The sequence below is a fragment of the Hymenobacter endophyticus genome (assembly GCF_032464715.1).
In the GTDB taxonomy this organism is placed as follows: domain Bacteria; phylum Bacteroidota; class Bacteroidia; order Cytophagales; family Hymenobacteraceae; genus Hymenobacter; species Hymenobacter endophyticus.
This window is the reverse complement of sequence record NZ_JAWDJT010000003.1, coordinates 285,252-307,348: the sequence shown is the minus strand read 5'-3', so window position 1 is coordinate 307,348 and position 22,097 is coordinate 285,252. Positions and strand designations below refer to the sequence as shown.

The 22,097-nt window shown below is 60.0% G+C and carries 18 protein-coding genes; 11 read left to right on the top strand and 7 right to left on the bottom strand.

From position 1 onward, the window contains the following. The first annotated feature begins 58 nt into the window (after nucleotides 1-58). Entirely contained in the window at nucleotides 59-1,972 is a 1,914-nt protein-coding gene (gene acs / locus ROI90_RS07750; protein WP_315997759.1) for an acetate--CoA ligase, read from the top strand. 274 nt (nucleotides 1,973-2,246) lie between these two features. On the opposite strand, the gene ROI90_RS07745 is transcribed toward acs, so the two are convergent. From ROI90_RS07745 to fahA, 3 genes are all read right to left on the bottom strand, one after another. Beyond that, on the bottom strand, nucleotides 2,247-2,777 hold the full coding sequence (locus ROI90_RS07745) for a hypothetical protein (RefSeq protein ID WP_315997758.1): 531 nt from the start codon (nucleotides 2,775-2,777) through the stop codon (nucleotides 2,247-2,249). Between the two features lie 12 nt (nucleotides 2,778-2,789). Next, nucleotides 2,790-3,944: a zinc-dependent alcohol dehydrogenase gene (locus ROI90_RS07740; protein ID WP_315997757.1), complete on the bottom strand. Its 1,155-nt coding sequence runs from the start codon at nucleotides 3,942-3,944 to the stop codon at nucleotides 2,790-2,792. A gap of 297 nt (nucleotides 3,945-4,241) precedes the next feature. Continuing rightward, entirely contained in the window at nucleotides 4,242-5,525 is a 1,284-nt protein-coding gene (gene fahA / locus ROI90_RS07735) for a fumarylacetoacetase (RefSeq protein ID WP_315997756.1), read from the bottom strand. 186 nt (nucleotides 5,526-5,711) lie between these two features. Between fahA and ROI90_RS07730 the strand changes: the two genes are divergently transcribed. Then, complete coding sequence (locus tag ROI90_RS07730) at nucleotides 5,712-6,119, top strand: hypothetical protein (RefSeq protein WP_315997755.1); 408 nt, start codon at nucleotides 5,712-5,714, stop codon at nucleotides 6,117-6,119. A gap of 146 nt (nucleotides 6,120-6,265) precedes the next feature. On the opposite strand, the gene ROI90_RS07725 is transcribed toward ROI90_RS07730, so the two are convergent. Both ROI90_RS07725 and ROI90_RS07720 read right to left on the bottom strand, forming a co-directional pair. After that, complete coding sequence (locus ROI90_RS07725) at nucleotides 6,266-6,601, bottom strand: NifU family protein (RefSeq protein ID WP_315997754.1); 336 nt, start codon at nucleotides 6,599-6,601, stop codon at nucleotides 6,266-6,268. Between the two features lie 306 nt (nucleotides 6,602-6,907). Beyond that, nucleotides 6,908-8,011 carry an Mrp/NBP35 family ATP-binding protein gene (locus tag ROI90_RS07720; RefSeq protein ID WP_315997753.1) on the bottom strand — a complete coding sequence of 368 codons (1,104 nt, stop codon included), beginning with the start codon at nucleotides 8,009-8,011 and terminating at the stop codon, nucleotides 6,908-6,910. Nucleotides 8,012-8,266: 255 nt separating this feature from the next. On the opposite strand from ROI90_RS07720, the gene ROI90_RS07715 reads away from it, so the two are divergent. The 4 genes from ROI90_RS07715 to ROI90_RS07700 all read left to right on the top strand — a co-directional run bounded on the left by ROI90_RS07715 (nucleotide 8,267) and on the right by ROI90_RS07700 (nucleotide 14,327). Next, the gene (locus tag ROI90_RS07715) at nucleotides 8,267-9,517 is read left to right on the top strand and encodes a hypothetical protein (RefSeq protein WP_315997752.1); all 1,251 of its coding nucleotides are present in this window, start codon (nucleotides 8,267-8,269) and stop codon (nucleotides 9,515-9,517) included. Between the two features lie 205 nt (nucleotides 9,518-9,722). Beyond that, nucleotides 9,723-11,819, top strand: coding sequence for a DNA primase (dnaG, locus tag ROI90_RS07710; protein ID WP_315997751.1), 2,097 nt, complete (start codon nucleotides 9,723-9,725; stop codon nucleotides 11,817-11,819). Between the two features lie 92 nt (nucleotides 11,820-11,911). After that, complete coding sequence (locus tag ROI90_RS07705; protein WP_315997750.1) at nucleotides 11,912-13,138, top strand: glycosyltransferase family 4 protein; 1,227 nt, start codon at nucleotides 11,912-11,914, stop codon at nucleotides 13,136-13,138. Beyond that, nucleotides 13,122-14,327 carry a glycosyltransferase gene (locus ROI90_RS07700; protein WP_315997749.1) on the top strand — a complete coding sequence of 402 codons (1,206 nt, stop codon included), beginning with the start codon at nucleotides 13,122-13,124 and terminating at the stop codon, nucleotides 14,325-14,327. The genes ROI90_RS07705 and ROI90_RS07700 overlap by 17 nt, the downstream gene beginning before the upstream one ends. Before the next feature lie 200 nt (nucleotides 14,328-14,527). On the opposite strand, the gene ROI90_RS07695 is transcribed toward ROI90_RS07700, so the two are convergent. Further along, nucleotides 14,528-15,154, bottom strand: a complete 627-nt coding sequence (locus ROI90_RS07695; RefSeq protein ID WP_315997748.1) for a hypothetical protein — start codon at nucleotides 15,152-15,154, stop codon at nucleotides 14,528-14,530. A 202-nt stretch (nucleotides 15,155-15,356) separates the two neighbouring features. Here ROI90_RS07695 and proC point away from each other — a divergent pair, with 202 nt between their 5' ends. The 5 genes from proC (at nucleotide 15,357) to ROI90_RS07670 (ending at nucleotide 20,134) form a co-directional block, all read left to right on the top strand. After that, nucleotides 15,357-16,160 (top strand): pyrroline-5-carboxylate reductase, encoded by an 804-nt coding sequence (gene proC, locus ROI90_RS07690; protein WP_315997837.1) that lies wholly within the window; start codon nucleotides 15,357-15,359, stop codon nucleotides 16,158-16,160. Nucleotides 16,161-16,443: 283 nt separating this feature from the next. After that, nucleotides 16,444-17,691 carry a bifunctional 3,4-dihydroxy-2-butanone-4-phosphate synthase/GTP cyclohydrolase II gene (locus ROI90_RS07685; RefSeq protein ID WP_315997747.1) on the top strand — a complete coding sequence of 416 codons (1,248 nt, stop codon included), beginning with the start codon at nucleotides 16,444-16,446 and terminating at the stop codon, nucleotides 17,689-17,691. Nucleotides 17,692-17,790: 99 nt separating this feature from the next. Then, a complete protein-coding gene (locus ROI90_RS07680) occupies nucleotides 17,791-18,555 on the top strand; it encodes a hypothetical protein (RefSeq protein WP_315997746.1) in 765 nt (254 codons plus the stop codon). A 16-nt stretch (nucleotides 18,556-18,571) separates the two neighbouring features. Next, a complete protein-coding gene (locus ROI90_RS07675; protein WP_315997745.1) occupies nucleotides 18,572-19,315 on the top strand; it encodes a hypothetical protein in 744 nt (247 codons plus the stop codon). Between the two features lie 33 nt (nucleotides 19,316-19,348). Continuing rightward, a complete protein-coding gene (locus tag ROI90_RS07670; RefSeq protein ID WP_315997744.1) occupies nucleotides 19,349-20,134 on the top strand; it encodes a hypothetical protein in 786 nt (261 codons plus the stop codon). Nucleotides 20,135-20,326: 192 nt separating this feature from the next. Here ROI90_RS07670 and ROI90_RS07665 read toward each other — a convergent pair whose 3' ends face one another. Further along, on the bottom strand, nucleotides 20,327-22,063 hold the full coding sequence (locus ROI90_RS07665) for a M14 family metallopeptidase (RefSeq protein ID WP_315997743.1): 1,737 nt from the start codon (nucleotides 22,061-22,063) through the stop codon (nucleotides 20,327-20,329). Nucleotides 22,064-22,097 lie beyond the last annotated feature (34 nt).

Below are 22,097 nucleotides of genomic sequence, written 5' to 3'. Positions count from 1 at the left end.
CATTCCAAACCCGTATCTTTTGCCAACTCAAGCCCCCATCATAACCCCCGTGCCACCCATGCCCGAACACGCCCGCATCCGTAGCATCGAAGGCTACCACGAAGCCTACCACCTCAGCATCAATCACCCCGAAGAGTTCTGGGCCTCCGTGGCCGCGCCTTTCACCTGGCGCCGCAAGTGGGACAAAGTCCTCAGCTCCGACATGCCCGCCGGCCGCAATGAGTGGTTCCAGGGGGCCCGCCTCAACATCACCGAGAACTGCCTGGACCGCCACTTGGCCACGCGCGGCAACAAGCTGGCCCTCATCTGGGAGCCCAACGACCCCAAGCAGCGCCACCTGCGCCTGACCTACCGTGAGTTGCACCAGCAGGTGTGCCAGTTTGCCAACGTGCTGCACAACAACGGCGTGGAGAAGGGCGACCGGGTGTGCATCTACATGCCCATGATTCCGCAGCTGGCCGTGGCGGTGCTGGCCTGTGCCCGCATTGGGGCGGTGCATTCGGTAATTTTCGCCGGCTTCTCAGCCACGGCCATTGCCGACCGGGTGAATGATGCCCAGGCCAGCGTGGTGCTCACCGCCGACGGCCTCAACCGCGGCCCCAAGCAGATTCCGGTGAAGCGCGTGGTGGATGAGGCCCTGGAAACCTGCCCCTCGGTGCGCCGCGTGATTGTGGTGGAGCACCTGGGCTGGCCCGTGCAGATGGAGGAAGGCCGCGACGTGTGGTACCACGAGGAAGTGGAGGGCGTGGCCAAAACCTGCCCCGCCGAGGAAATGGACGCCGAAGACCCCCTGTTCATCCTCTACACCTCGGGCAGCACCGGCAAGCCCAAAGGCGTGGTGCACAGCACCGCCGGCTACATGGTGTGGGCCGATTACACCTTCCGCAACGTGTTTCAGGTGGAGGAAAATGACATTTACTGGTGCACCGCCGACGTGGGCTGGGTTACGGGCCACAGCTACCTGCTCTACGGGCCGCTGCTGGCCGGTAGTACCTCCCTCATGTTCGAGGGCGTGCCCACGTATCCTGATGCCGGCCGCTTCTGGGAGGTGATTGACAAGCACTCGGTCAGCATTTTCTACACCGCGCCCACGGCCATACGCAGCCTCATGGCGGCGCCGCTGGACAACGTGCTCAGCTATTCGCTCGACTCACTGCGGGTGCTGGGCTCAGTAGGGGAGCCCATCAACGAAGAGGCTTGGCACTGGTACCACACCCACGTGGGCAAGGAGCGGTGCCCCATTGTGGATACCTGGTGGCAGACGGAAACCGGCGGTATCATGATTTCGGCGCTGGCCGGCATCACGCCCAGCGTGCCGGCCCGGGCTGGGTTGCCGCTACCCGGCGTACACCCCGTGTTGCTCACCCAGGAAGGCCAGGAAATCGAGGGTAACGACCAGGAAGGCTACCTCGCCATCAAGCAAAGCTGGCCCGGCATCATCCGCACCACCTACGGCGACCATGAGCGGGCCGTACAAACCTACTTCAGCACCTATCCCGGCTACTACTTCACCGGCGACGGTGCCCGCCGCGACGAAAACGGCCTCTACCGTATCATCGGCCGCGTCGATGATGTAATAAACGTATCGGGCCACCGCTTCGGTACGGCCGAAATCGAAAACGCCATCAACCAGAACCCCAACGTGGTGGAAAGCGCCGTGGTGGGCTACCCGCACGACGTGAAGGGCCAGGGCATCTACGCCTACATCATCTGCCGGGAAGGCGCCTTCCGGAACGAGGCCGATAAGCCCCGGGTAGAAGCCAGCATCATCGAAACGGTAGTGGCCGAAATCGGCAAAATCGCCAAGCCCGACAAGATTCAGCTGGTATCGGGCCTGCCCAAAACCCGCTCCGGCAAAATCATGCGCCGCATCCTGCGCAAAGTAGCCGAAGGCGAAACCAGCTCCCTCGGTGACACCACCACGCTCCTCGATCCGGCCGTGGTGGACGAAATCATCAAGGGTAAGAAGTAGGCTAAAGCAGCAGCAACCAAGAGTAGTACGATAGATGGCGAATCCGTCATGCTGAGCGCAGCCGAAGCATCTCTACCGCTTCGTGTGTACGATTGAGTTAGTCAGAGGTAGAGATGCTTCGGCTGCGCTCAGCATGACAGGTTTAGAGGACAGCAGTATTTCTTTCTGATTCCTGCTTAGCCTTTAAGTCTACCGTTATCTACGAGCATACAGAAAGGGCCTCCACTTTTCAGCGGAGGCCCTTTCTGCGTGTGGTAGAATTTAGATAAATGTCTTAAAAGCGGCTCAGGTAGTCTTTCTTGACGTTCTTCTTATTCTTCTTGCCATCCGAAGCCAGCCACACAACTACACCGGCCGTGACGGCCCCGATGATGGACATTTTGGTGATAAAGGCGGTGCGGTTGTGTTTCCACTCCACATTGTAGCCTTTCTCAGCCCAAATATTCGGGACTTTGCCGTGGGCCAAGTCTTCCACGATGCCTTCTACCACACTCACCCGGTCGGCCACGATGAGCGGCAGCCAGTGGCGGTAGCGGTTTTCGCTGTAGTGGAAAGCTGCCCGCCGAATCAGGCCGCTGAGGCCGCGCGGCGGGGCCGGCGTGCCGAATACGGCCGATACGTTAGGCCGCTCGATGGAACGCAGCACCTCCGTATCCACGGGCTGCAGCGAGTCGGGGCGGTGCTTGCTGTCGGGGTCCTCGCCCACGTTCATCCGCTCCCGCATGGGGTAGGTCGGGTCGTTTTTGGGGTCGGCATCTATGCCCCAGCCTTTGATTTGCGTGGGGTCGATTCGTTGATTTTCCATGATGGAGCGGCGTTACTGGTTGGCGGTGGGAGGGAGCAGTACGGTTTTGATGTTGTTGTCCAGTTTGGCGGAGAACATGCGGTAGCCATCGGCCACTTCTTCCAGCGGCATGCGGTGCGTAATCAGCCCTTTGGGGTTCAGGACGCCATTCTGCACGTGGTCAATCAGGCGCGGCAGCAGGCGCTTCACCGAGGCCTGGTTGGCCCGAATGGTGAGGCCCTTGTTGAGCACATTGCCGATGGGTACTAGGTTGTCGGTGGGGCCATACACGCCCACAATGCTCACCACGCCGCCTTTTTTCACGGAGTTGATGGCCCAGTGCAGGGCTGTGGCCGAGCCGGCCTGCAGCAGCAGCTTGCGGCCCGTAATAGTTTGCATGGCGTTGCCGGCGGCTTCGGCGCCCACGGCGTCAATAACGCAGTCGGCCCCCATCCAGTCGGTAATCTTCTTGATGAACACCACCGGGTCGTTCATTTCCTTGAAGTTGTAGGCCTCGCAGTAGGAGTAGTTGCGGGCAAATTCCAGGCGGTAATCTTCCTGGTCGATGATGATGACGCGGCCGGCCCCAAACAGCCAGGCGCAGCGGGCGGCCATAATGCCAATCGGCCCGGCCCCGAATACTACCACCGTGTCGCCGGTCTGGATGCCGGCCATTTCAGCGGCTTGGTAGCCGGTGGGCACCACGTCGGTGAGCAGCACGGCATCGTCCAGGTCCATGCCTTCCGGAATGACGGTCGGGCCCACGTTGGCATAGGGCACGCGGGTGTACTCGGCCTGCCCACCATCAAAGCCGCCCGCCGTGTGTGAGTAACCGAAAATAGCGCCCACGGCCGAGGCCTCCGTATTGGATTCGTGGCAGTTGCCAAACATGCCCTGGCGGCAGAAGTGGCACTCGCCGCAGGCAATGTTGAAGGGCACAATTACCCGGTCGCCGGTTTTGAGCTTGGTAACTTCGGAGCCAACTTCTACTACCTCGCCCACAAACTCGTGGCCGAAGGTAGAGCCCACGCGGGTATCGGGCACGTTGCCGTTGTAGAGGTGCAAATCGGAGCCGCAAATGCAGGTACGCAGCACCCGCACAATGGCATCCTGCGGGTGCTTGATTTCGGGCATGGGCTTTTGCACGGCGCGGACCCTCTTGGGGCCCCTGTATTCCATTGCGAGCATAGAATTGTAGTTTAGGAACGGATGGGTGTTTGTTTTCGCCGACCTCACGCTTGCCTTAAAAAGCAAGCGCCTTCTGGCTGAGTGGGTAGTCGGTAAGAGAAGTAAAGTGTACTTGCCTGTGCCGGTAAAGTTGTAAATAGGCCAATACAGGAGTTTAAATGGGTATTTATACGAGGTGCTCTGCTATAAATACGTAGGACGGATGGAGGCGTAATGGTAGGATAAAGGGCAAAAACAAACTACCCGGCCTCTTGATGGAAGCCGGGTAGGTAAGCTGAACTATAAAGTGGTTTTGTGCTAAAGCGAGGGGGCCGGCAGAATTTTACCTTTCACCTCTCCAAAGCCAATCCTCAGCCCGTCCTTTTCGCAGTAGCCGCGCATGGTCACGGTGTCACCGTCGAGCAGAAATTTGCGCTCCGAGCCGTCGGCCAGGGGCAGGGGGCGGGTGCCGCGCCAGGCCAGCTCCAGCATGGAGCCTAAGGAGTCGGGCGTAGCGCCCGAGATAGTACCCGAGGCGTACAGGTCGCCGACCTGCAGGTTGCAGCCGTTAGAGGCCTGGTGGGTGAGCTGCTGGGCCATGCTCCAGTACATCAGGCCAAAGTTGGAGCGTGAAACGGTAGTTTCCGGCCCTGCCTCGGGCTGGATGGCTACCTCCAGGTTCACGTCGAAGTTGTGCTTGTCCAGTTGGCGCAGATACAGCAGGGGCTCAGGCTCCTGCACAGGGCCGGCCACCCGGAAGGGCTCCAGCGCATCCAGCGTCACCACCCACGGCGACACGCTGCTGCCGAAACTCTTGCCCAGAAACGGCCCCAGCGGCACGTATTCCCAGCTCTGAATGTCGCGGGCGCTCCAGTCGTTGAACAGCACCAGCCCGAAGATGTGCTCCTCGGCGTACTGAATCGGCACCGTCTCGCCCAGGTGCGTGCCCTTGCCCACGATAAAGCCCACTTCCAGCTCAAAATCCAGCTGCTGCGAGGGGCCGAAGGTGGGTGCGGCGGCATCAGGAGCCTTGCGCTGCCCGTTGGGCCGGCGGATATCGGTGCCGCTCACCACGATGCTGCTGGCCCGGCCGTGGTAGCCAATCGGGATGTGGCGCCAGTTGGGCAGCAGGGCGTTAGCCGGGTCGCGGAACATGATGCCCACATTGGTGGCGTGCTCGATGCTGCTGTAAAAATCGGTGTAGTTGTGTGATTTCACCGGGCGCAGCATCCGCACCTCGCTCTGGCGCAACAGACACTCGGCCATTACCTCATCCGAGCGCAGGGCGGTGCTGTCGTGGCGCAGCAGCTCCGATACGCGCTGGCGCACGGCCCGCCACGTCGGCCGGCCCAGGGCAATAAACTGGTTGAGGGAGCGGCGGCGGAACACCTTGGGCATCTTCGCGCCCAGCTCCACATCCTCAAAAAAGCCGAACTGCGACACGGCGTACAGATCCAGCACGTACTCGCCTATGGCCACGCCTAGCCGTGGCCCGCGCTCCTCCGTCTCGAACACGCCAAACGGCAGGTTCTGAATTGGGAAGTCGCTGCCGGGGGCAATATCAATCCAGGAGTGCAGGGCGGGGTCGTTGGGGTTAGCCATTCGGGAAGGGTGGTTGATGGTAGGAGCGGCAAAGGTAACGGGGCCGGCGGAATGCGGCCGTGTGCAGTATTTTAGTGAAAATGTTACCTTAAAACCCACAGAACAGCAGGCTACATTCGGATATGAAAGAATGCGGATGCCAATTCCTGTTCCTGTCCAAGTGATTGGATAAGAGCTTAACCTAAGATGAATAATCTAGACTCCTTCTCAACTATCATTTACAAAAAGTTGCAAAGCAGCTTCGCTGACCAAGATTGCGCCTACGAAATTGACAAAGAGCAATTAGTAGTAGATTTTCCTTGCCCTGATATGGCAGAAATGGGTGGCATGATCGTGCAAACTACCAGCGACCATCATATCTGGCTCCGGATCCATCCCGGTTGCTCTGCTTATTTAATAGATGGGCTCGAAGAGTTGATTAGTGTAATGCAAGAGGTGATGGCAGACAGAGTGTGTTGGGTAATCGGCTTTGCTGGCGACGAGTGGATTGAAACAACTCTGATCAGAAATAAAGATGATCTTGAATTAGAGCAAGGAGCTGAATATCATCTTTACTCTTGGAGCGGCAACTTAGACGAAGTTCTGAAGGCCTAGTGACGCAAGTATTAAACGGTAATTCACCATCAAGAATGCCAAACGATGTTGCAGAACAATCTTTTTTTATCCCCAAACACCACAGCGCCCCGCCCCAACCGGAAAACCGGCAGGAGCGGGGCGCTGTTATATATATCCTAAGAAACTTAGAACTGCGGCGTGGGTACCGGCGCGGGCGACTGAGGGTGGCCGGTTTGGCCGGCGGGCTGGGCCGACATGGGCGTGAGGTTGATGGCCTCCACGGCCCGGATTTCGGGCACGGCCTTCTTCACCGATTCCTCCACGCCGGCTTTCAGCGTCATCGGCGACATGGGGCAGGTGCCGCAGGCGCCGAGCAGCTCCAGGCGCAGCACCATGTCCGGGGTGATGTCCAGCACGCGCACGTTGCCTCCGTCGGCGGCCAGGTAGGGCCGGATGGTATCCAGGGCCTGTTCGATGCGGGGCAGGAGCGGATGGGTTTCCACGGTGGGCGATACGGTCATAACGGGAATTTCACGGGTTGTACGCTAGGTGGGCGGCAAAGTGCCCGCCAGCGTCGGCAATACGAAAGCAAAGGTAGAACATTCGGCCGACGCTACGGTAAACCGGCCGGGGCGGGGAGAAGTTCAGGGAAAACGCAGCTACGGATGACGGGAAAAATTGCCCGTCATGCTGAGCGAAGGCGGAGCCGTAGTCGAAGCATCTCTACCTCTGGCTAATTACTAGCCTTGCAACGAAGCGGTAGAGATGCTTCGACTACGCTGCGCTTCGCTCAGCATGACGTTCTCAATTCTGCACGGCTCAGCTGGCTACGACTTCATCTCCACGATGTTCGTTTTGGGGGCCATGGCGTTGCGGATGCTCACCTGGCGGGCCAGATCCTCGGCCAGCTGCGCAAATACGGCGGCGGCCGGCGTGTTTTCCTGCAGGATGGCGGGCGTGCCCAGGTCGCCGTTTTCGCGGATGCTCTGCACCAGCGGAATCTGGCCCAGCAGCGGCACCTCGTGCTTTTCAGCCAGGGCCACGCCGCCACTTTCCCCGAAGATGAAGTACTTGTTATCGGGCAGCTCGGCGGGCGTAAACCAGGCCATATTCTCCACAATACCCAGCACGGGCACGTTGATTTGCGGCAGGCGGAACATTTGCAACCCTTTCTCGGCGTCAGCCAGGGCCACTTTCTGGGGCGTGGTCACGATGAGCGAACCGGTGACGGGCACGGTCTGCACCATCGTGAGGTGAATGTCGGAGGTTCCGGGAGGCATGTCCAGTAGCAGGTAGTCCAGCTCACCCCAGTCTACCTCCGTGATAAACTGCTTGAGGGCCGAGGAGGCCATGGGCCCGCGCCACACAATGGCCGACTCGGCGGGAGCCAGGAAGCCAATGCTCATCAGCTTCACGCCGTGGGCCACAATGGGCTGGATGAGGTTTTTGCCATCGGGCCCTTGGAATACGTGGGGGCGGGAGTCCATCACGCCAAACATCAGCGGCATGCTGGGGCCAGAAATATCGGCGTCCACGAGGCCCACTTTCGCGCCGGTTTTGGCCAGCGCAATGGCCAGGTTGGCCGTAACGGTGCTTTTGCCCACGCCGCCCTTGCCCGAGGCAATGGCAATGATGTTTTTCACGCCGGGCAGCAGGTCCCGGTTCTGACGCATGGTAGTCACGCGTGAGGTCATTACAATCACCACCTCGGCGTCCTGGGCCACCATCGTGTGGATGGCCCGCTCGCAGGCATCGTGGATAAGCTGCTTGAGAGGACAAGCGGGTGTGGTGAGAACTACAGTGAACGAAACGGTGCGGCCGGTAATCTGCACGTCCTCAATCATGTTGAGCGTGACGAGGTCTTTGCCCAGGTCGGGCTCCTCCACGTAGCTCAGGGCCTTGAGGACGGCTTCTTTGGTGATGGGTTCCATTATAGTCGGCGAAGAAAGTGCGGGTGCAAAGCGCAAAGATAACCCGGAAACCGGGCCGGTGGTTGTAGCGCATATGTCGCCGGCAGACAGTGCCCCGTTAGTATCTCGGGCGAAGTAGTTGATGGATAACGGTAGCACTGGCTGGTCCAGGAGGCAGCAGTGGATACTATTGTACCTCCAGCCTGATTATCCGCGGCATTATGGCGCACCTGCCTATCTTGGTGGCCTCGTCACTATCCTATCCAGACAGATTTTATGTTTGATTACTCTATTTGCTGGTTGATTCGCCTGACTGCCGCCGTTTTGCTGGCGGTCTGCAGCTTGCCGGCCCGCGCCCAGGCTCCCGCCGATACCACTTTTCAACGCCTGCTCCGCAAGTACCAGTTTCCGCTGACTCAGGCCGGCACCCAATTCAGCGGCCCCGGCTGGGAAAAATTGCAGCAGGATATCCGGCAAAGCACCGTGGTGCTGCTGGGCGAAGACCACGGCATGGCCCAGATTCCGCCTTTTGTCCAGGCCGTGGCGGAGGTGCTGCAACCCAAGGTGTATGTAGCCGAAATTGACCGGTATCAGGCCCAGGACCTTACCCGCTTGGTTGCGCAGCCCGGTTTGCCCTCGGCCTTTCTGCAGCAGTACCCCATGAGCTTGTCGTTTTACAGCTGGGCCGAAGAGTTTGAGCTGGCCCGGGCCCTGCGGACCCGGAACACCACCATTGTGGGTATTGACCAGCTGGGCTTCGCATCCGTAGGGCGTACGCTGGCCCTGATGGCCGACAAAACCAAGAGCAAAACCACCCGCGCTTACCTGCGCCAACAGTCCGCCGCCCTGCAGGCCCGCGACCGGGCCGCGCTGGTAGCCGGCAACTACGGCGGCGTCAGCATCAACGGCCTGCGCCCCACGCTGCTGGATAGCCTGCGCCTGCTCACCCGCACCGAGTCGCCACAAGTGCGGCAACTGCTGCAGGATCTGGAAGCCAGTGAGGCCATCTTCCGGGTTAACATTGCCGGCAAGCCGGGTGGCCACCAGACGCGCATCAACCTGATGAAGCGTAACCTGCTGCAGGAGCTACAGCCGTATCAGTTGGCGGGCCAGCCGCTGCCGCCCATGCTGTTCAAGTTCGGGGCCTACCACCTGGGCCGGGGCCGCAGCATCTGGGGCGACATCTACGACGTGGGCAACCTGGCCGTGAACCTGGCCGACGCCCACGACCAGAAAACGCTGCACATCTTCGTCATCGGCAAGCAGGGCCAGCAGGTGCAGGGCCAGAATCCGGATGATTTCAGCAAGAATGCCGCGAAGTACTCCAACGTCGACGCGGCCATGGTGTTACCATTTATGGCTGCCACGCCCGCTGGGGCTACCTGGCAGGTATTTGATCTGCGCCCCCTGCGCCGGGCCATGCTCTACAAAGCCATGCCCGTGGCCTCTCAGGAACTGCAAGCTACTATCCTGGGATACGATTACATGGTTATCATTCCTGAAACCACCGCCAGCCGGAATTTCTAGTCCGGTGGTGCCCCGGCTGTAGAGACGCGACACTTCGCGTCTCATCGTTGCGGACATTGCGGATAGTATGGAGTCGGCGCAAGCTTGGTCGTTCAACGACGAGACGCGAGGTATCGCGTCTCTACAGCCGGGACGTACCACTTCGCGGCGGTTCCTGCCTACCTTTGGGGCTCCGTTCTGCCGCTACCCTGTTGCCCGCACCGCCTTGGCCCGCATTCCTAAAGAAACCGTTGATCAGATTATTCACCACGCCGACATTGTAGAGGTGGTGGGCGACTTCGTTTCCCTGAAGCGCAAGGGCCAGAATATGTGGGCCTGCTGCCCGTTTCACCACGAAAAGTCACCGAGCTTCTCGGTGGCGCCGGCCAAGGGTCTGTACAAGTGCTTTGGCTGCGGCAAGGCGGGCGGGGTGGTGCAGTTCATCATGGATATTGAGGGTACCAGCTACGTGGAGGCCCTGAAATACCTGGCCAAAAAGTACGGTATTGATGTGGAGGAGGAAGAAAAAACTCCCGAGCAGCAGCTGGCCCAGAACGAAAAGGACTCCCAGTACATCGTATCCAACTGGGCCAAGGACCATTACCACCGCCTGCTGCTGGGCACCGACGAGGGCCAGGGCATCGGGCTGAGCTACCTGCGCCAGCGGGGTCTCAACCAGACCACCATCAAAACCTTTGAGCTGGGCTACTCCCTGGACCAGTGGGATGATTTGCTGAAATCGGCCACGGCGGCGGGCTTCGAGCAGAAATACCTGGAGAAAACCGGCCTTATCATCCGCCGCGAAGACGACCAGGGCCAGGACACCGGCCGGCGCTACGACCGGTTCCGGGGCCGCGTGATGTTCCCGATTCACAACGTATCGGGCCGCGTCATTGGCTTCGGGGCGCGCACGCTCAAGCCCAACGACAAAACGGCCAAGTACCTGAACTCTCCGGAGTCAGAAATCTACCATAAGTCCGATGTGCTGTACGGGCTTTACCAGGGGCGGCAGGCCATCCGGACGGAGGAGCTGTGCTACCTGGTGGAGGGCTACCTGGACGTGCTAAGCCTGCACCAGGGCGACATCAAGAACGTGGTGGCCTCCTCGGGAACCTCCCTCACGGATGGGCAAATCCGGCTGCTGAAACGCTATACTGATAACGTAACGGTACTCTACGACGGCGACGCGGCCGGCATCCGGGCCTCCCTGCGCGGGATTGACATGCTGTTGGAAGGTGGCCTGAACGTGCGCGTGGTGCTGTTTCCGGACGGTGACGACCCCGACAGCTACATCCGTAAGGTAGGCGACCAGCGCTTCCGGGACCACCTGGAAAACGCCAGCCAGGACTTCATTCAGTTTAAAACCGACCTGGTAAGCCGGGAGGCCGCCCACGACCCGGTAAAGAAGGCCGAGGCCATTCGGGAAGTGCTGCAGAGCATCAGCAAAGTGCCCGACCCGATTAAGCGGCAGGTGTTTTTGCAGCAGACATCCCAGGCTTTCGGTATTGATGAGCAGGTACTGATTACCGAGTACAACAAGCTGGTACGCAACGCCACCCAGAAAGCGCCCGGCGGCCAGAGTAGCAGCGGTGGGAGCGGGGCCGGCCCAGGCAGCGGGAATAATTACGGCGGCAGTCAGCAAGTACCGAGCGGCGGTGCCAGTCAGCGCCCGGCCCCGCGGCCGATGAGCCCCGAGGAGGAGGCCGAGGCCCTGATGTACGGCGCTTCGCCGGAGGACCTGATGGGTGGGGGCGGCGACCTGCAAACCCTCACCCGGGAGGAGCTGGAGCCGGTGCCCGATGTGTTGGAGCAGTGCGAGCGGGAGGTAGTGCGCCTGCTGCTGCTGTACTCGCCCCAGCCCCTGGCCCCGGAGGTTTCGGTGGCCCAGTACCTGCTGGAGCAGCTGGAAGATACGGCCTTCAAAACCGGCCTCTACGCCGATTTACTGCACCTGTGCCGGGAGGAGCTGGAACAGGGCCGCTGGCCCGAGGTGCGCACCCTCATTCAGCACGGCCGCTCCGATATCCGCAGCCTGGTGGCCGAGCTGGCTACCGAGAAATACGAACTCAGCCCCAACTGGACTACCCACCAGATTTACGTACCCCGGGAGCTGGACCTGCTACAAACCGCCTGCGACAATGCCATTCTGCGCCTGAACAAGGTAAACGTGGAACGGGCCCTGGCCGAACACATGGAAGCCCTGCGCCGGCCCATGGACGAAGCCGCCCTGGATGAGCATCTAACCACCATCCGGTTGCTTAAGCAAATGGACAATCAGCTGGCCAACATGCTGGGCACCGTTATTCCGCGCGCTTCCCTGTAAGGTGCCCATTGGCGGGGGCTGGTTGGCGGCCGGAATTAGGTTCACGGCCTGCGCTTCGTAGTTTTGTGGGCCTACCAGCTTGTTTTCAGCCCGTGCATATTCTGCAGCTTTGTCCGCGCGTACCGTACCCGCCCCACGACGGGGGCGCCATTGCCATGTACGACGTGGCCGCCGGACTGGCCCGGGCCGGGCACCGCGTAACGGTGCTGGCCCTCAACACGCCCAAGCACCACCAGCCCGCTACCGCCCTCGACCACCTGGGCCCCAATGTGCGCCTGGTTACGGTAGAAGTAGATACCAACCTTTCGCCGGTGAAGGCCCTGCGCAATTTGCTGCTGGGCAAGCTGCCCTATAACGTGGAGCGGTTTGTAAACCCCGCTGTGGAGGCTAAACTAGCCGAGTTGCTGAAGGCAGAGGCGTTTGACGCCGTGCAGGTAGAAGGCACCTTTGTGGCTTGGTACGTGGATACGATAAAGCGGCTGGCCCCTGCGCTGCCGGTGGTGCTGCGCGCCCATAACGTGGAATACACCATCTGGCAAATGCTGGCTGAACGGGAAAACAACGTGCTCAAGCGGGTGTACCTGCGCCACCTGGCGCGGCGGCTCCGCCAATTTGAGCACGCCGTATTGCCCCGTTTCAGCGCCGTAGCGGCCATTACCGAGCCCGATCAGAAGCGCCTGCGCCAGCTGGGGTGCCAGGAGCCGGTGGTGTTTGTGCCCGCCGGCGTAGACCCGGGCCGGTTCCAGCGCGACGCCCGCATCCGGCCCCGGCCGCGTACCCTGTTCATGATTGGCTCCTTGAACTGGCTGCCCAACCTGGAAGGCCTCGAGTGGTTTTTGCGGGAAGTATGGCCCCAGGCCAAGGCGAAATATCCCGAGCTGGAACTGCACATTGCCGGCAAAGACACGCCGGAGCGCATCCGGCAGCTGCAGTTGCCCGGCGTGACGGTTCACGGCTTCGTGGAGTCGGCTCAGCAGTTTATGCAGGAGTATGAACTGATGCTGGTGCCCTTGCTGAGCGGGGGCGGTATGCGCATCAAAATTATTGAAGGCATGGCCCTGGGCAAGTGCATCATGAGCACGGGCCTGGGCTCAGAGGGTATTCACGTGCGCGACGGATTTGATATTGTGCTCTGCGACGAGCCCTCGGAGTGGGTAGAGCGCCTGGGCCGCTACTACCGGGGCGAGCTGGACCAGCAAGCCATTGGGGAGGAAGCCGCCCGTACCATTGCCCGCCTCTATGACAACCGGCGCGTGGTGGAGAGCTTTCAGGATTTGTACACTATTCTTCAGCCCGCGCCCCGTGCCACCGCTCGTTGAGGCCGTGGCGGCGGCCGGCCTCTGGGGCGGGCTGGGGCTGGTAGCACACACCTACGTGCTGTTTCCGGTGCTGCTGAGCCGTTTGGCCCGGGGCCGCCACCAAAACCGGGAGGTGTACGCGCCCGGCAGCCCCGAGCTACCCCGGGTAGATATTCTGCTGGCCGTGTACAATGAGGAGCAGGTGATAGAGGAGAAAATCCGCTCCACTTTCGCCACTACTTATCCGCTGGAAAAACTCACCTTCTACATCGGCTCTGATAATTCCTCGGACCGCACTAACGCACTGGTGGAGCAACTGGCCCGGCAGTACCCGCAACTGCAGTTCCGCCCGTTCGGGCAGCGCACCGGCAAGCCGGGTGTAATAGAAGCGTTGTCCCAGCAGGCTACCGCGCCGGTGCTGGTGCTCACCGATGCCAACGTGTTCTTCACTCCCGATACACTTTACGAGCTGGTGAAGCACTTCCGCAATCCGGCTATTGGGCAAGTGGGCGGCAACATCCTCAACCCCGACCACCGCAAAGAAGGTATTTCGGGCCAGGAAAAGGCTTATCTGGAGCGCGAAAACCTGATTAAGTACCAGGAAGGCGTAGTGTGGGGCAGTATGATTGGGGCCTTTGGGGGCTGCTTTGCCGTGCGGCGCAGCTGCTACCACCCAGCCCCGGCCTCCTTCATTGTCGATGATTTTTTCATTTCGATGGCCGTGCTGCAGGATGGGTTTCAGGCCCTCAACGAGCTGGCGGCCGTCTGCCACGAAGATGTATCGGACAAGTTGCCGGAGGAATTCCGGCGTAAGGCGCGCATCTCGGCGGGCAACTTCCAGAATCTGGTGGCCTTCCGGCGCCTGCTGTGGCCACCCTGGCGGGGCGTGAGCTTTGCCTATTGGTCGCATAAGGTGCTGCGTTGGCTTACGCCGCTGCTGCTGCTGCTTATGCTGCTGTGCAACGCGCTGCTGGTGTTGCGCGGGGCCGGCTGGTTTTACCAGCTGCTACTGGCTGGGCAGCTGGCCGCGCCAGCTTTGCTGCTGTTTGACGGGGCCTTGCACCGGCTGGGTGTACACCTGCGGCTGCTGCGCTTTATCACGCACTTCTACAGCATGAATGGGGCTCTGCTGCTGGGGCTATGGCGCTTCCTGGGCGGCGTAAAAACCACCGTCTGGGAGCCCACGCAACGCTTTCAGCACAAGCGGTAACTTTTAAAATTTAGATAGGAGAGCTGAGAAGTAGAGCCGAGAGCCGAAAAGATGAACCGTCATCCTGAGCGGAGCGAAGGACCTTATTGCGAATAAACGGCTTTCGTAACACCGACTCGTTTAACTGGCAGAAAGTTCTTTGCTCCGCTCAGGATGACAGTTCATCTTTTCGGTCTCCCTTCTCAGCTCTCAGTTCTTACTTACAATTCTGCCAGTTTTTCCAGCTGCATCTGCTTGGCTACCGATTCTACCAGTTCCGTATCTGGCTGCTTGTCAGCGGTTACTTTGATGAGGAAGCGGCCCCCCACGGCCAGCATTAGCTCGGCTTGGCGGTCTTTCTTGCGGTAAGTTTCCATGCCCGAGGCTCCGTCGATGCCCAAGGAAGCCGACTTGGTGAGTTGCTCATCATCCTCGCTTTCTAGGCCCAGACCCAGCATAGCTGAGGCACCCTGGTACAGCTGGTTGGCTCCGTTGTAGTCAATAATTTCCGTTTTTACCGTTACGCTGTCTTTGGTGAACTCGCGGCCAACGGTGGAAAAGGCAATGCCGCTCATTTTCATCGACTGGCCGGTGGGGTTGGCTGCCGTGTAGCCGCTTACTTCAGTGGGCAAATAGGCTTGCAGCTCTTTGTAGGGCATGGATAGCGTATCGCCGCGCTTCTCGCGCTCCTCCCGCCGGCTTTTGGCCGCGTCCATGGAGGCTTCCATCTTCTCACCGGCGTCTTTCAGCTTGGAAATGGCCGAGTATGATTCTTTAGCTTTCTGCGCCTGTTCGCAGGCGGTGGTGAGTAGGGCGGTGCCGAGCACTGCCAATACCAGTTTGTTCATAGCGTGGGGAAAGAGTGAATATGCGAGCCGAAATATATAGGTAAAAACCCGTTGAATGAGTAGCCGCTACGCTGAGCCGGTAATGTAAATCCCATTTTTTAGGGCCTGAACTGGGCTGGTTACGCTGGGTTTGCCGGATTCCTGCTTATGTTGGGCTGGCAGCCGGGCTCTATTCCGGGTGGCCGTTGCTGCTATGAAACCACTGCGCATTGCTATTCTGGGCTGCGGAAACATGGGTATGGCCTTTGCCAAAGCCTTTCTGCACTACAACCTGGTAGCCCGCCCCGACCTGCTGCTGCTGGGCCGCCACCCCGACCATTGTCAGCGCCTGGCTGCCACGCACCCCGGTTTGCCCGTGGCCGAGGTCGGCCCCGCCGTGGGCGACTACGACGTGGTGTTTGTAGCCGTGAAACCCCAGGATTTCGGCAAAGTGGCCCCCGGGCTGCAACCCGTGCTGCGGCCCGGGCAGGTGGTGGTATCCATTATGGCCGGTATTCCTATTGCCCGGCTGCAGCGCGAGCTTGGGCACCGGCAGGTGCTGCGGGCCATGCCTAATACGCCGGCCCTGCTGGGTATGGGCATCACCGGGTTTTCGGCCTCGCCGGAGGTGGAACGCAGCCGCCTGCACCAGGTTGAGAACCTGCTGAATGCCACCGGCCGCTCCATTTTCTTGGAAGATGAAAGCCTGCTGGATGCCGTGACGGCCGTGAGCGGCAGCGGCCCGGCCTATTTCTACTACATCGTGCAGGCCATGATGCGGGCCGGGCAGGAGCTGGGCTTCTCCGAGTCGGTGGCCGGGCTGCTGGTCAAGCAAACCATGCTGGGGGCTTACCACCTGCTCAATACCTCCGACAAAACGCCCGACGAGCTGATTGCCGCCGTAGCCTCCCGGGGCGGCACCACCGAGGCCGCTCTGCGCGAGTTTCGGGCTGGCGGCCTGGCCGAAACCCTCACGGCGGGCATCAAGGCCGCCCAGCACCGCGCCACCGAGCTGGCGAAGGAGTAAGGTGAAGTTATGAGGCTGCAAAGTGGTGTCATCCTGAGCAGAGCAAAAGGCCTTATCACGTTGAAACTATGTATTTACGCGTGATAAGGTCCTTCGCTCTGCTCAGGATGACAGCTAGTTAACCATTGCATCTTTCACCACTTCACAATTTCACTCTTCACAACTTCCCCGCTTCGTAACTTCGCGGCGTCGCTGCTGGTTGTAGCGGCAGTAAGGCGCGGATTCCTGCCCAGGAAATTCGAAATCCGCGCCCTTCACACTCCATCCGTTTAATCCGCGCTCCATGCTGGATTCTATTGAAGACGCCATTGCCGACATCCGCGCCGGCAAAGTTGTAGTAGTCGTTGACGACGAAGACCGTGAAAACGAAGGCGACTTTATCTGCGCCGCCCGCTGCGCCACGCCCGAGGTTATCAACTTTATGGCCACCCACGGTCGCGGCCTCGTATGCGCCCCGCTCATTGAGCAGCGCTGCGAAGAGCTGGGCCTGGAGCTGATGGTGGGCCGCAACACGGCCCTGCACTCCACGCCCTTCACCGTGAGCATTGACTTACTGAAAAACGGCGTTACCACCGGCATTTCGGCCTCCGACCGGAGCAAGACCATCCTAGCTCTCATCGACCCCGACACCAAGCCGGAGGAACTGGGCAAACCGGGTCATATTTTTCCGCTCAAAGCCCGCAAGGAAGGCGTATTGCGCCGCGCCGGCCACACCGAAGCCGCCATCGACCTGTCCCGCCTGGCCGGGTTTGAGCCGGCCGGGGTGCTGGTTGAAATACTCAAAGAAGACGGGGAAATGGCCCGCCTGCCCGAACTGCGCGAAATTGCCGATAAGTGGAATCTGAAGCTGATTTCGGTGCAGGATCTGATCAAGTACCGCCTCGAAAAGGAAAGCCTGATTACCCGCGAAATTTCGGTGAAGCTGCCCACCGACTACGGTGACTTTGACCTAGTAGCTTATACCCAGCGCACCACCAACGCCCAGCACCTGGCCCTGGTGAAAGGCGATATTTCGGGCCCCGAGCCGGTGCTGGTGCGCGTGCACAGCTCCTGCGTGACGGGCGACATCTTCGGGAGCTGCCGCTGCGACTGTGGCCCCCAGCTGCACCGCGCCATGCAACAGATTGAGCGCGAAGGCCGGGGCGTGATTGTGTACATGAACCAGGAGGGCCGGGGAATCGGGCTATTGAACAAGCTGCGGGCCTACAAGCTGCAGGAGCAGGGCCGCGACACGGTGGAAGCCAACCTGGAATTGGGCTTTGGCATGGACGAGCGGGACTACGGCGTAGGTGCCCAAATCCTGCGCGACCTGGGTATCAGCCAGATGCGCCTGCTCTCCAACAACCCCCGCAAGCGCACGGGCCTCATCGGCTACGGCCTCGAAATTGTGGACTCCGTGGCCATTGAGGTGGAGCCCAATCAGCATAACGAGCGGTACCTCACCACCAAGCGCGACAAGCTGGGCCACACCATTCTGCACAAGGACCGCACTCCGCACCCGGATACTACGGCTACTACCACGGCCGAGTAGCACGGAATTTTGCTATTTTACCACGGTTTGCCCGCGGTTCCGCAGTGTACTGCCGGAGCCGCGGGTTTCTTATTCCTTAGCCATTAGCCGCGCCTGCAATTGAAAAACTACTATTCTCGCTTCCTCTTACCGGCCGGCCTGTTAACCGGTGTTGCAACCGCTCAGGCTCAGATACCAGTGCAGCTTAAAGACCTGCATTTTGCGCAGGATTTTACGTGGGCCGAGATAATTCTGGCGAATGGGGATACAGTACGGGAATCGGCCACGCTGTATTGGCCCGAGGATGTGCTGGTCATGCAACCCAGCCTTCAGACGTTGCCGGCAGTGCTTGTAAAAAGCTTCTCGGTACGGCAGCTCCAAGCGGCCTCCTTCGACAGCAAAAAACGCTACGATTTTCAGTTGATGCGGCAGGGATATTTCCCGGGCAACGTGCTTTTTCCAACTGAGCCGGAATTACAACGACCTAACCAACCATCCGAAGGGGTAACCCGGGTGTTTCATGTTTGTCGCTGGAGCAGAAGCCCCGGCAGCAGCGGATTTCAAACGCTGGGTTTTTTTGAGCAGCTGAGTATGGGGCCTGTTGTGCTACTGAACCGGCTGGCCCTGGAGAAACAAACGCACTATGTGTACCCGGCGGGAGGCGTTACCCAGCAAGTGAAACGGGACGGGCTTTATCTGTCGCAACCTGATGGTCGCTTACTGTTTCTGCAGAACCCGGAAAAGGATGTATACGCGTACTTTCAACGGTGCGCGCCACAACTACGGGAGTTTGTGCGCCAGCACAAACTCCATTTTTCCAGGGCCCATGAGCTAGCCTACCTGGTAAATTATGCCAACTCATTGACGGCCAATCAGCAGCCGTAAGCCTTGCTCCATCGATTTGGTACATTACCGTTCCGTCCTGTATTTCTGCCTGATAGTCATCGGCAGGCTGCTCTTCACCTCAACGGCGTTGGCCCAGGCGCCGGCCCGCAAGCCACCCACCGCCAACGAAGTGAAGTGGGCCGTCGAGTACCTGGCCAGCCTCACCGGAGAGGGGGATGATGGTAGAGCAGAAGGCGTAGCCAGGAAAGTAGTGGCGTATTTGAAAACGCACAAGCTCAGCACCGCGGAGGCCACCAAGCTGGGTCTCACGTTGGGGCCGGCTGCCCAGGATGCCGCTCAACTGCGGGTCGGCAGCTTTTCGCACGATTCGGGCGGTACGCGCGGCACAGTCGATAATGTGGTGGTGCAGTGGCAGAATGCAAGGGGGGAACTGTTTGCGTACCACTTGCCCGTAGAGTGTGCCTTCACCGAATTGTATCCGCTTAGGGCTGCGGGCCGCAACATGTATCTGCTGCTGGGCAACGAAAAAGGCAGCGGCATCTGTCTGGGCTACACGGCGTATGTGCTGGAGTTGAAAGGCAATTACCTGATTCTGGATAATCAGGTATTTAGCGTCGAAGACCACAGCCGCAAGAATGAGCTGACCATCTGTAACGTGGCCATGACGTTTGACACGGGGCGGCAGGTTTTATCCCTGGAGGCAGACGGCGGCCCGGAAAGAGCTGATGTGTATTCGGATGAGCCCTTCACGCCGTGTAAGCTGGCGTTCCGGCAGGGGCGGTTTGTGCGGTTGCCGTAAGCATTGTTCCATCGAATTTCGTATTCTTCCAATATGAAAAAAATGCTCGGCTGCCTTCTGTTGCTATTGCTGCCCCTGGCTACGCGGGCCCAGCGTGGGGGTGAGGGGTTTACCCAGCAATTCAACCGAGCCACGGTACTGCTGAGTACCGGCGATACGCTGGTGGGGCCCATTATGCTCCACCGCGCCGAGGAAACCCTCACCATGAACCTGGCCGATAATACCGTGCGTACCCTACCGGCCGTGAGTGTGCAGAGTTTTGCCGTGCAGGGCGAGCGGTACGACCGGAGTCGGGAGCGGTTTTACTACGACGATTTTTACGCCATGCGCCAGGGCTACTATTCGGGCAATCCGCTCTACACCATGCCCGCTCCCCGCCGCCGGGAGCGGCCCGATACAACGCTGGTACGGGTATTTCGGGTGTACCGCTGGAACCGGAACAACGACTACAGCGACTTTCGGGCCCCGGGCTTCTTTGAACAGCTGAGCGGTGGCCCGGTTATTTTGTTGCGGCGCGAGCGGCTGGTGCAGCGGCCTATTTCGGCGGGGGCGAGCCCATACGGTTATGGCTACGGCTACGGTGGGGCCGGGCGCACCGTTGGTTTCTATACCGATGTGCAGGATTCCTTTTTCCTGGGCTTGCCCACCGGCACGGTGCTGGCCCTGCGCAGTCCAAAAAAGGATGTGTTGGCCTATTTCCAGGGCCACTCCCGCCGCATTGAGCAGTACGCCAAAGACAATAAGCTGAACTATACGGATGCCCGGGAGCTGGCTTATATCGTGAACTATGCCAACTCCCTGCCTGCTGAAAAAAAGTAACCAGGTGTGAAAAGAACGACATGCAGAGGCCGGAGGCCGAAGCATCTCGCGTGCTGAGGTTGTGGTACGAGTTCTAGCGTCAGCACGCAAGATGCTTCGCCTCCGGCTCTGCATGACAGGTAGCTTTCATGTATCAGCCCAGCAAAACGTTTTACTTCTGTATACTGCTTTCTTCTGAAAAAGGACTGAACCCTATAGCACCCGCAGCACGGGGTAGCGCAGGTGGCTGGCTTCGTAGTGCTCCGACTGACGGTATACCCAATCAAGCTGGGCGGCGGCGCTGGCGGCAAAGGCAGGGTCAGCTTTTTTCTTTACCTCTAGTTGGGCGCGCAGCTCGGGCTTGCGCCGCAGCAGCTCGGCGGCCACGTCCTCGAACACGTAATCCGAGAAATATTCCTTCTGCTGCAATATGCTGTCGAAAAACCCCCAGGCAAAAAACGAGTCGGTGGCTTGGGGCTCCAGGGTTTCGATGAGGTAGCGCGCGGCGGGCTGGTTAAGGCTCACCACGTAGTCGCCGCGCAGGAAGGGGCGGGGCTGGCGCACGGTGCGCACCTGCACCTGGTTGTGCAGGTAGTGGCCTTCGTAGGGCCGCTGGCCGGTTTTATAGTCCTGGATGTAATAGGTTTCGCCGCTGATGATGGTATCGGCGGAAAGGGGCCGCATCTGCACGCCCGACAGGCGCAGGCGCTCTACCACCTCGCCCCAGGCCTGGGGAATTACGTAGGCCCGGGGCCGCTGCACGGTAGCGGTGGGCCGGAAGGTGTTGTAGTAGGGAATAGATTTGGTATAGGGTGCTTGCCGGTCGTAGGCGAGGCGGGGCAGGCCGCTAACTTCGCTGGGCTTCATCTTGCCCGCGTAGCCCCGGAAGCGGAACTGCTCGGCCTGAGTGGTATCCAACTTCCAGCCGAGGGTAAATTGCTGCTGGGTGCGGGTTTGTTCGGTGGCGGCGGCCCGGGCTTGGGCTAAGGCCGCCCCATCCTGGTGCACCTGGCGGATAAGCAGGTCCAGAAAATCGTAGGTGGCGCGCACCCGGGGCGTGTAGGTTTTGAGCATGTGGGTTTCCGTCACAAACCCAATGGTGTTGAACAAGGTGGTGTAGCCGGTAGAATAGCGGGGCGTTTCCAGGAACCCCACCAGGCCCCGGGCATCGGGCGTGCGGCCCTCAAAATCCACGTAGGGCGTCAGATACCACTTTTTTCGGTCCATGCCACCGTAGAGGGCCGGCAGTAGCCGTTGCTGCATATACTGGCTTAGGGCCGGGTGCAGCTTGTCTTTCTGGGTGGCAATGAGCGTCATGGTGTACTGGTAGTCGGCCCCGTTGGAGGTGTGGGTGTCCACGTACACATCGGGCTGCCAGCGCTGAAACAGCTGGGCAAAGCTGCGGGCATTGTGGGAGTCCTGCTTGATGTAGTCCCGGTTTAGGTCGAGGTTGCGGGCGTTGCCCCGGAAACCGTAGCTCTCGGGACCATTCTGGTTGGTACGGGTGGTGGAGTTGCGGTTAAAGGAGCCATCCACGTTATAGATGGGAATGAGCACCAGCACCACGTCGGCCAACTGGCGGCGCAGTTCCTTTTTCTGCACGTAGTCGCGGGCCAGCATCATGCTGGCGTCAATGCCCTCCGGCTCGCCGGGGTGAATGCCATTCTGAATGAATACCACTCGCCGGCCTTTGGCCCGCAAGGAAGCCGGGTCAAAATCTCCATCCAATGATACAACTACCTCGTGCAAAGGCCGGCCGCTGTCGGTAAGGCCCGCTTCGCGTAGCTGAATCTCGGGGTAGGCTGCGTCCAGCTGCTGATAGTAGGCAATGCACTCGGCGTGGGTAGTGGTAGTGTTGCCGTTGCCTTTCTCGAAGGGGGTGCGCCAGTCGGGGGTAGGGGTAGCAACAGCAGTGGTAAGGAAAAGAGCGGAGAGAAAAGTAGCCGACATAGAAACGGGGTTAAGCAGCGCAAAGACGCGGCCA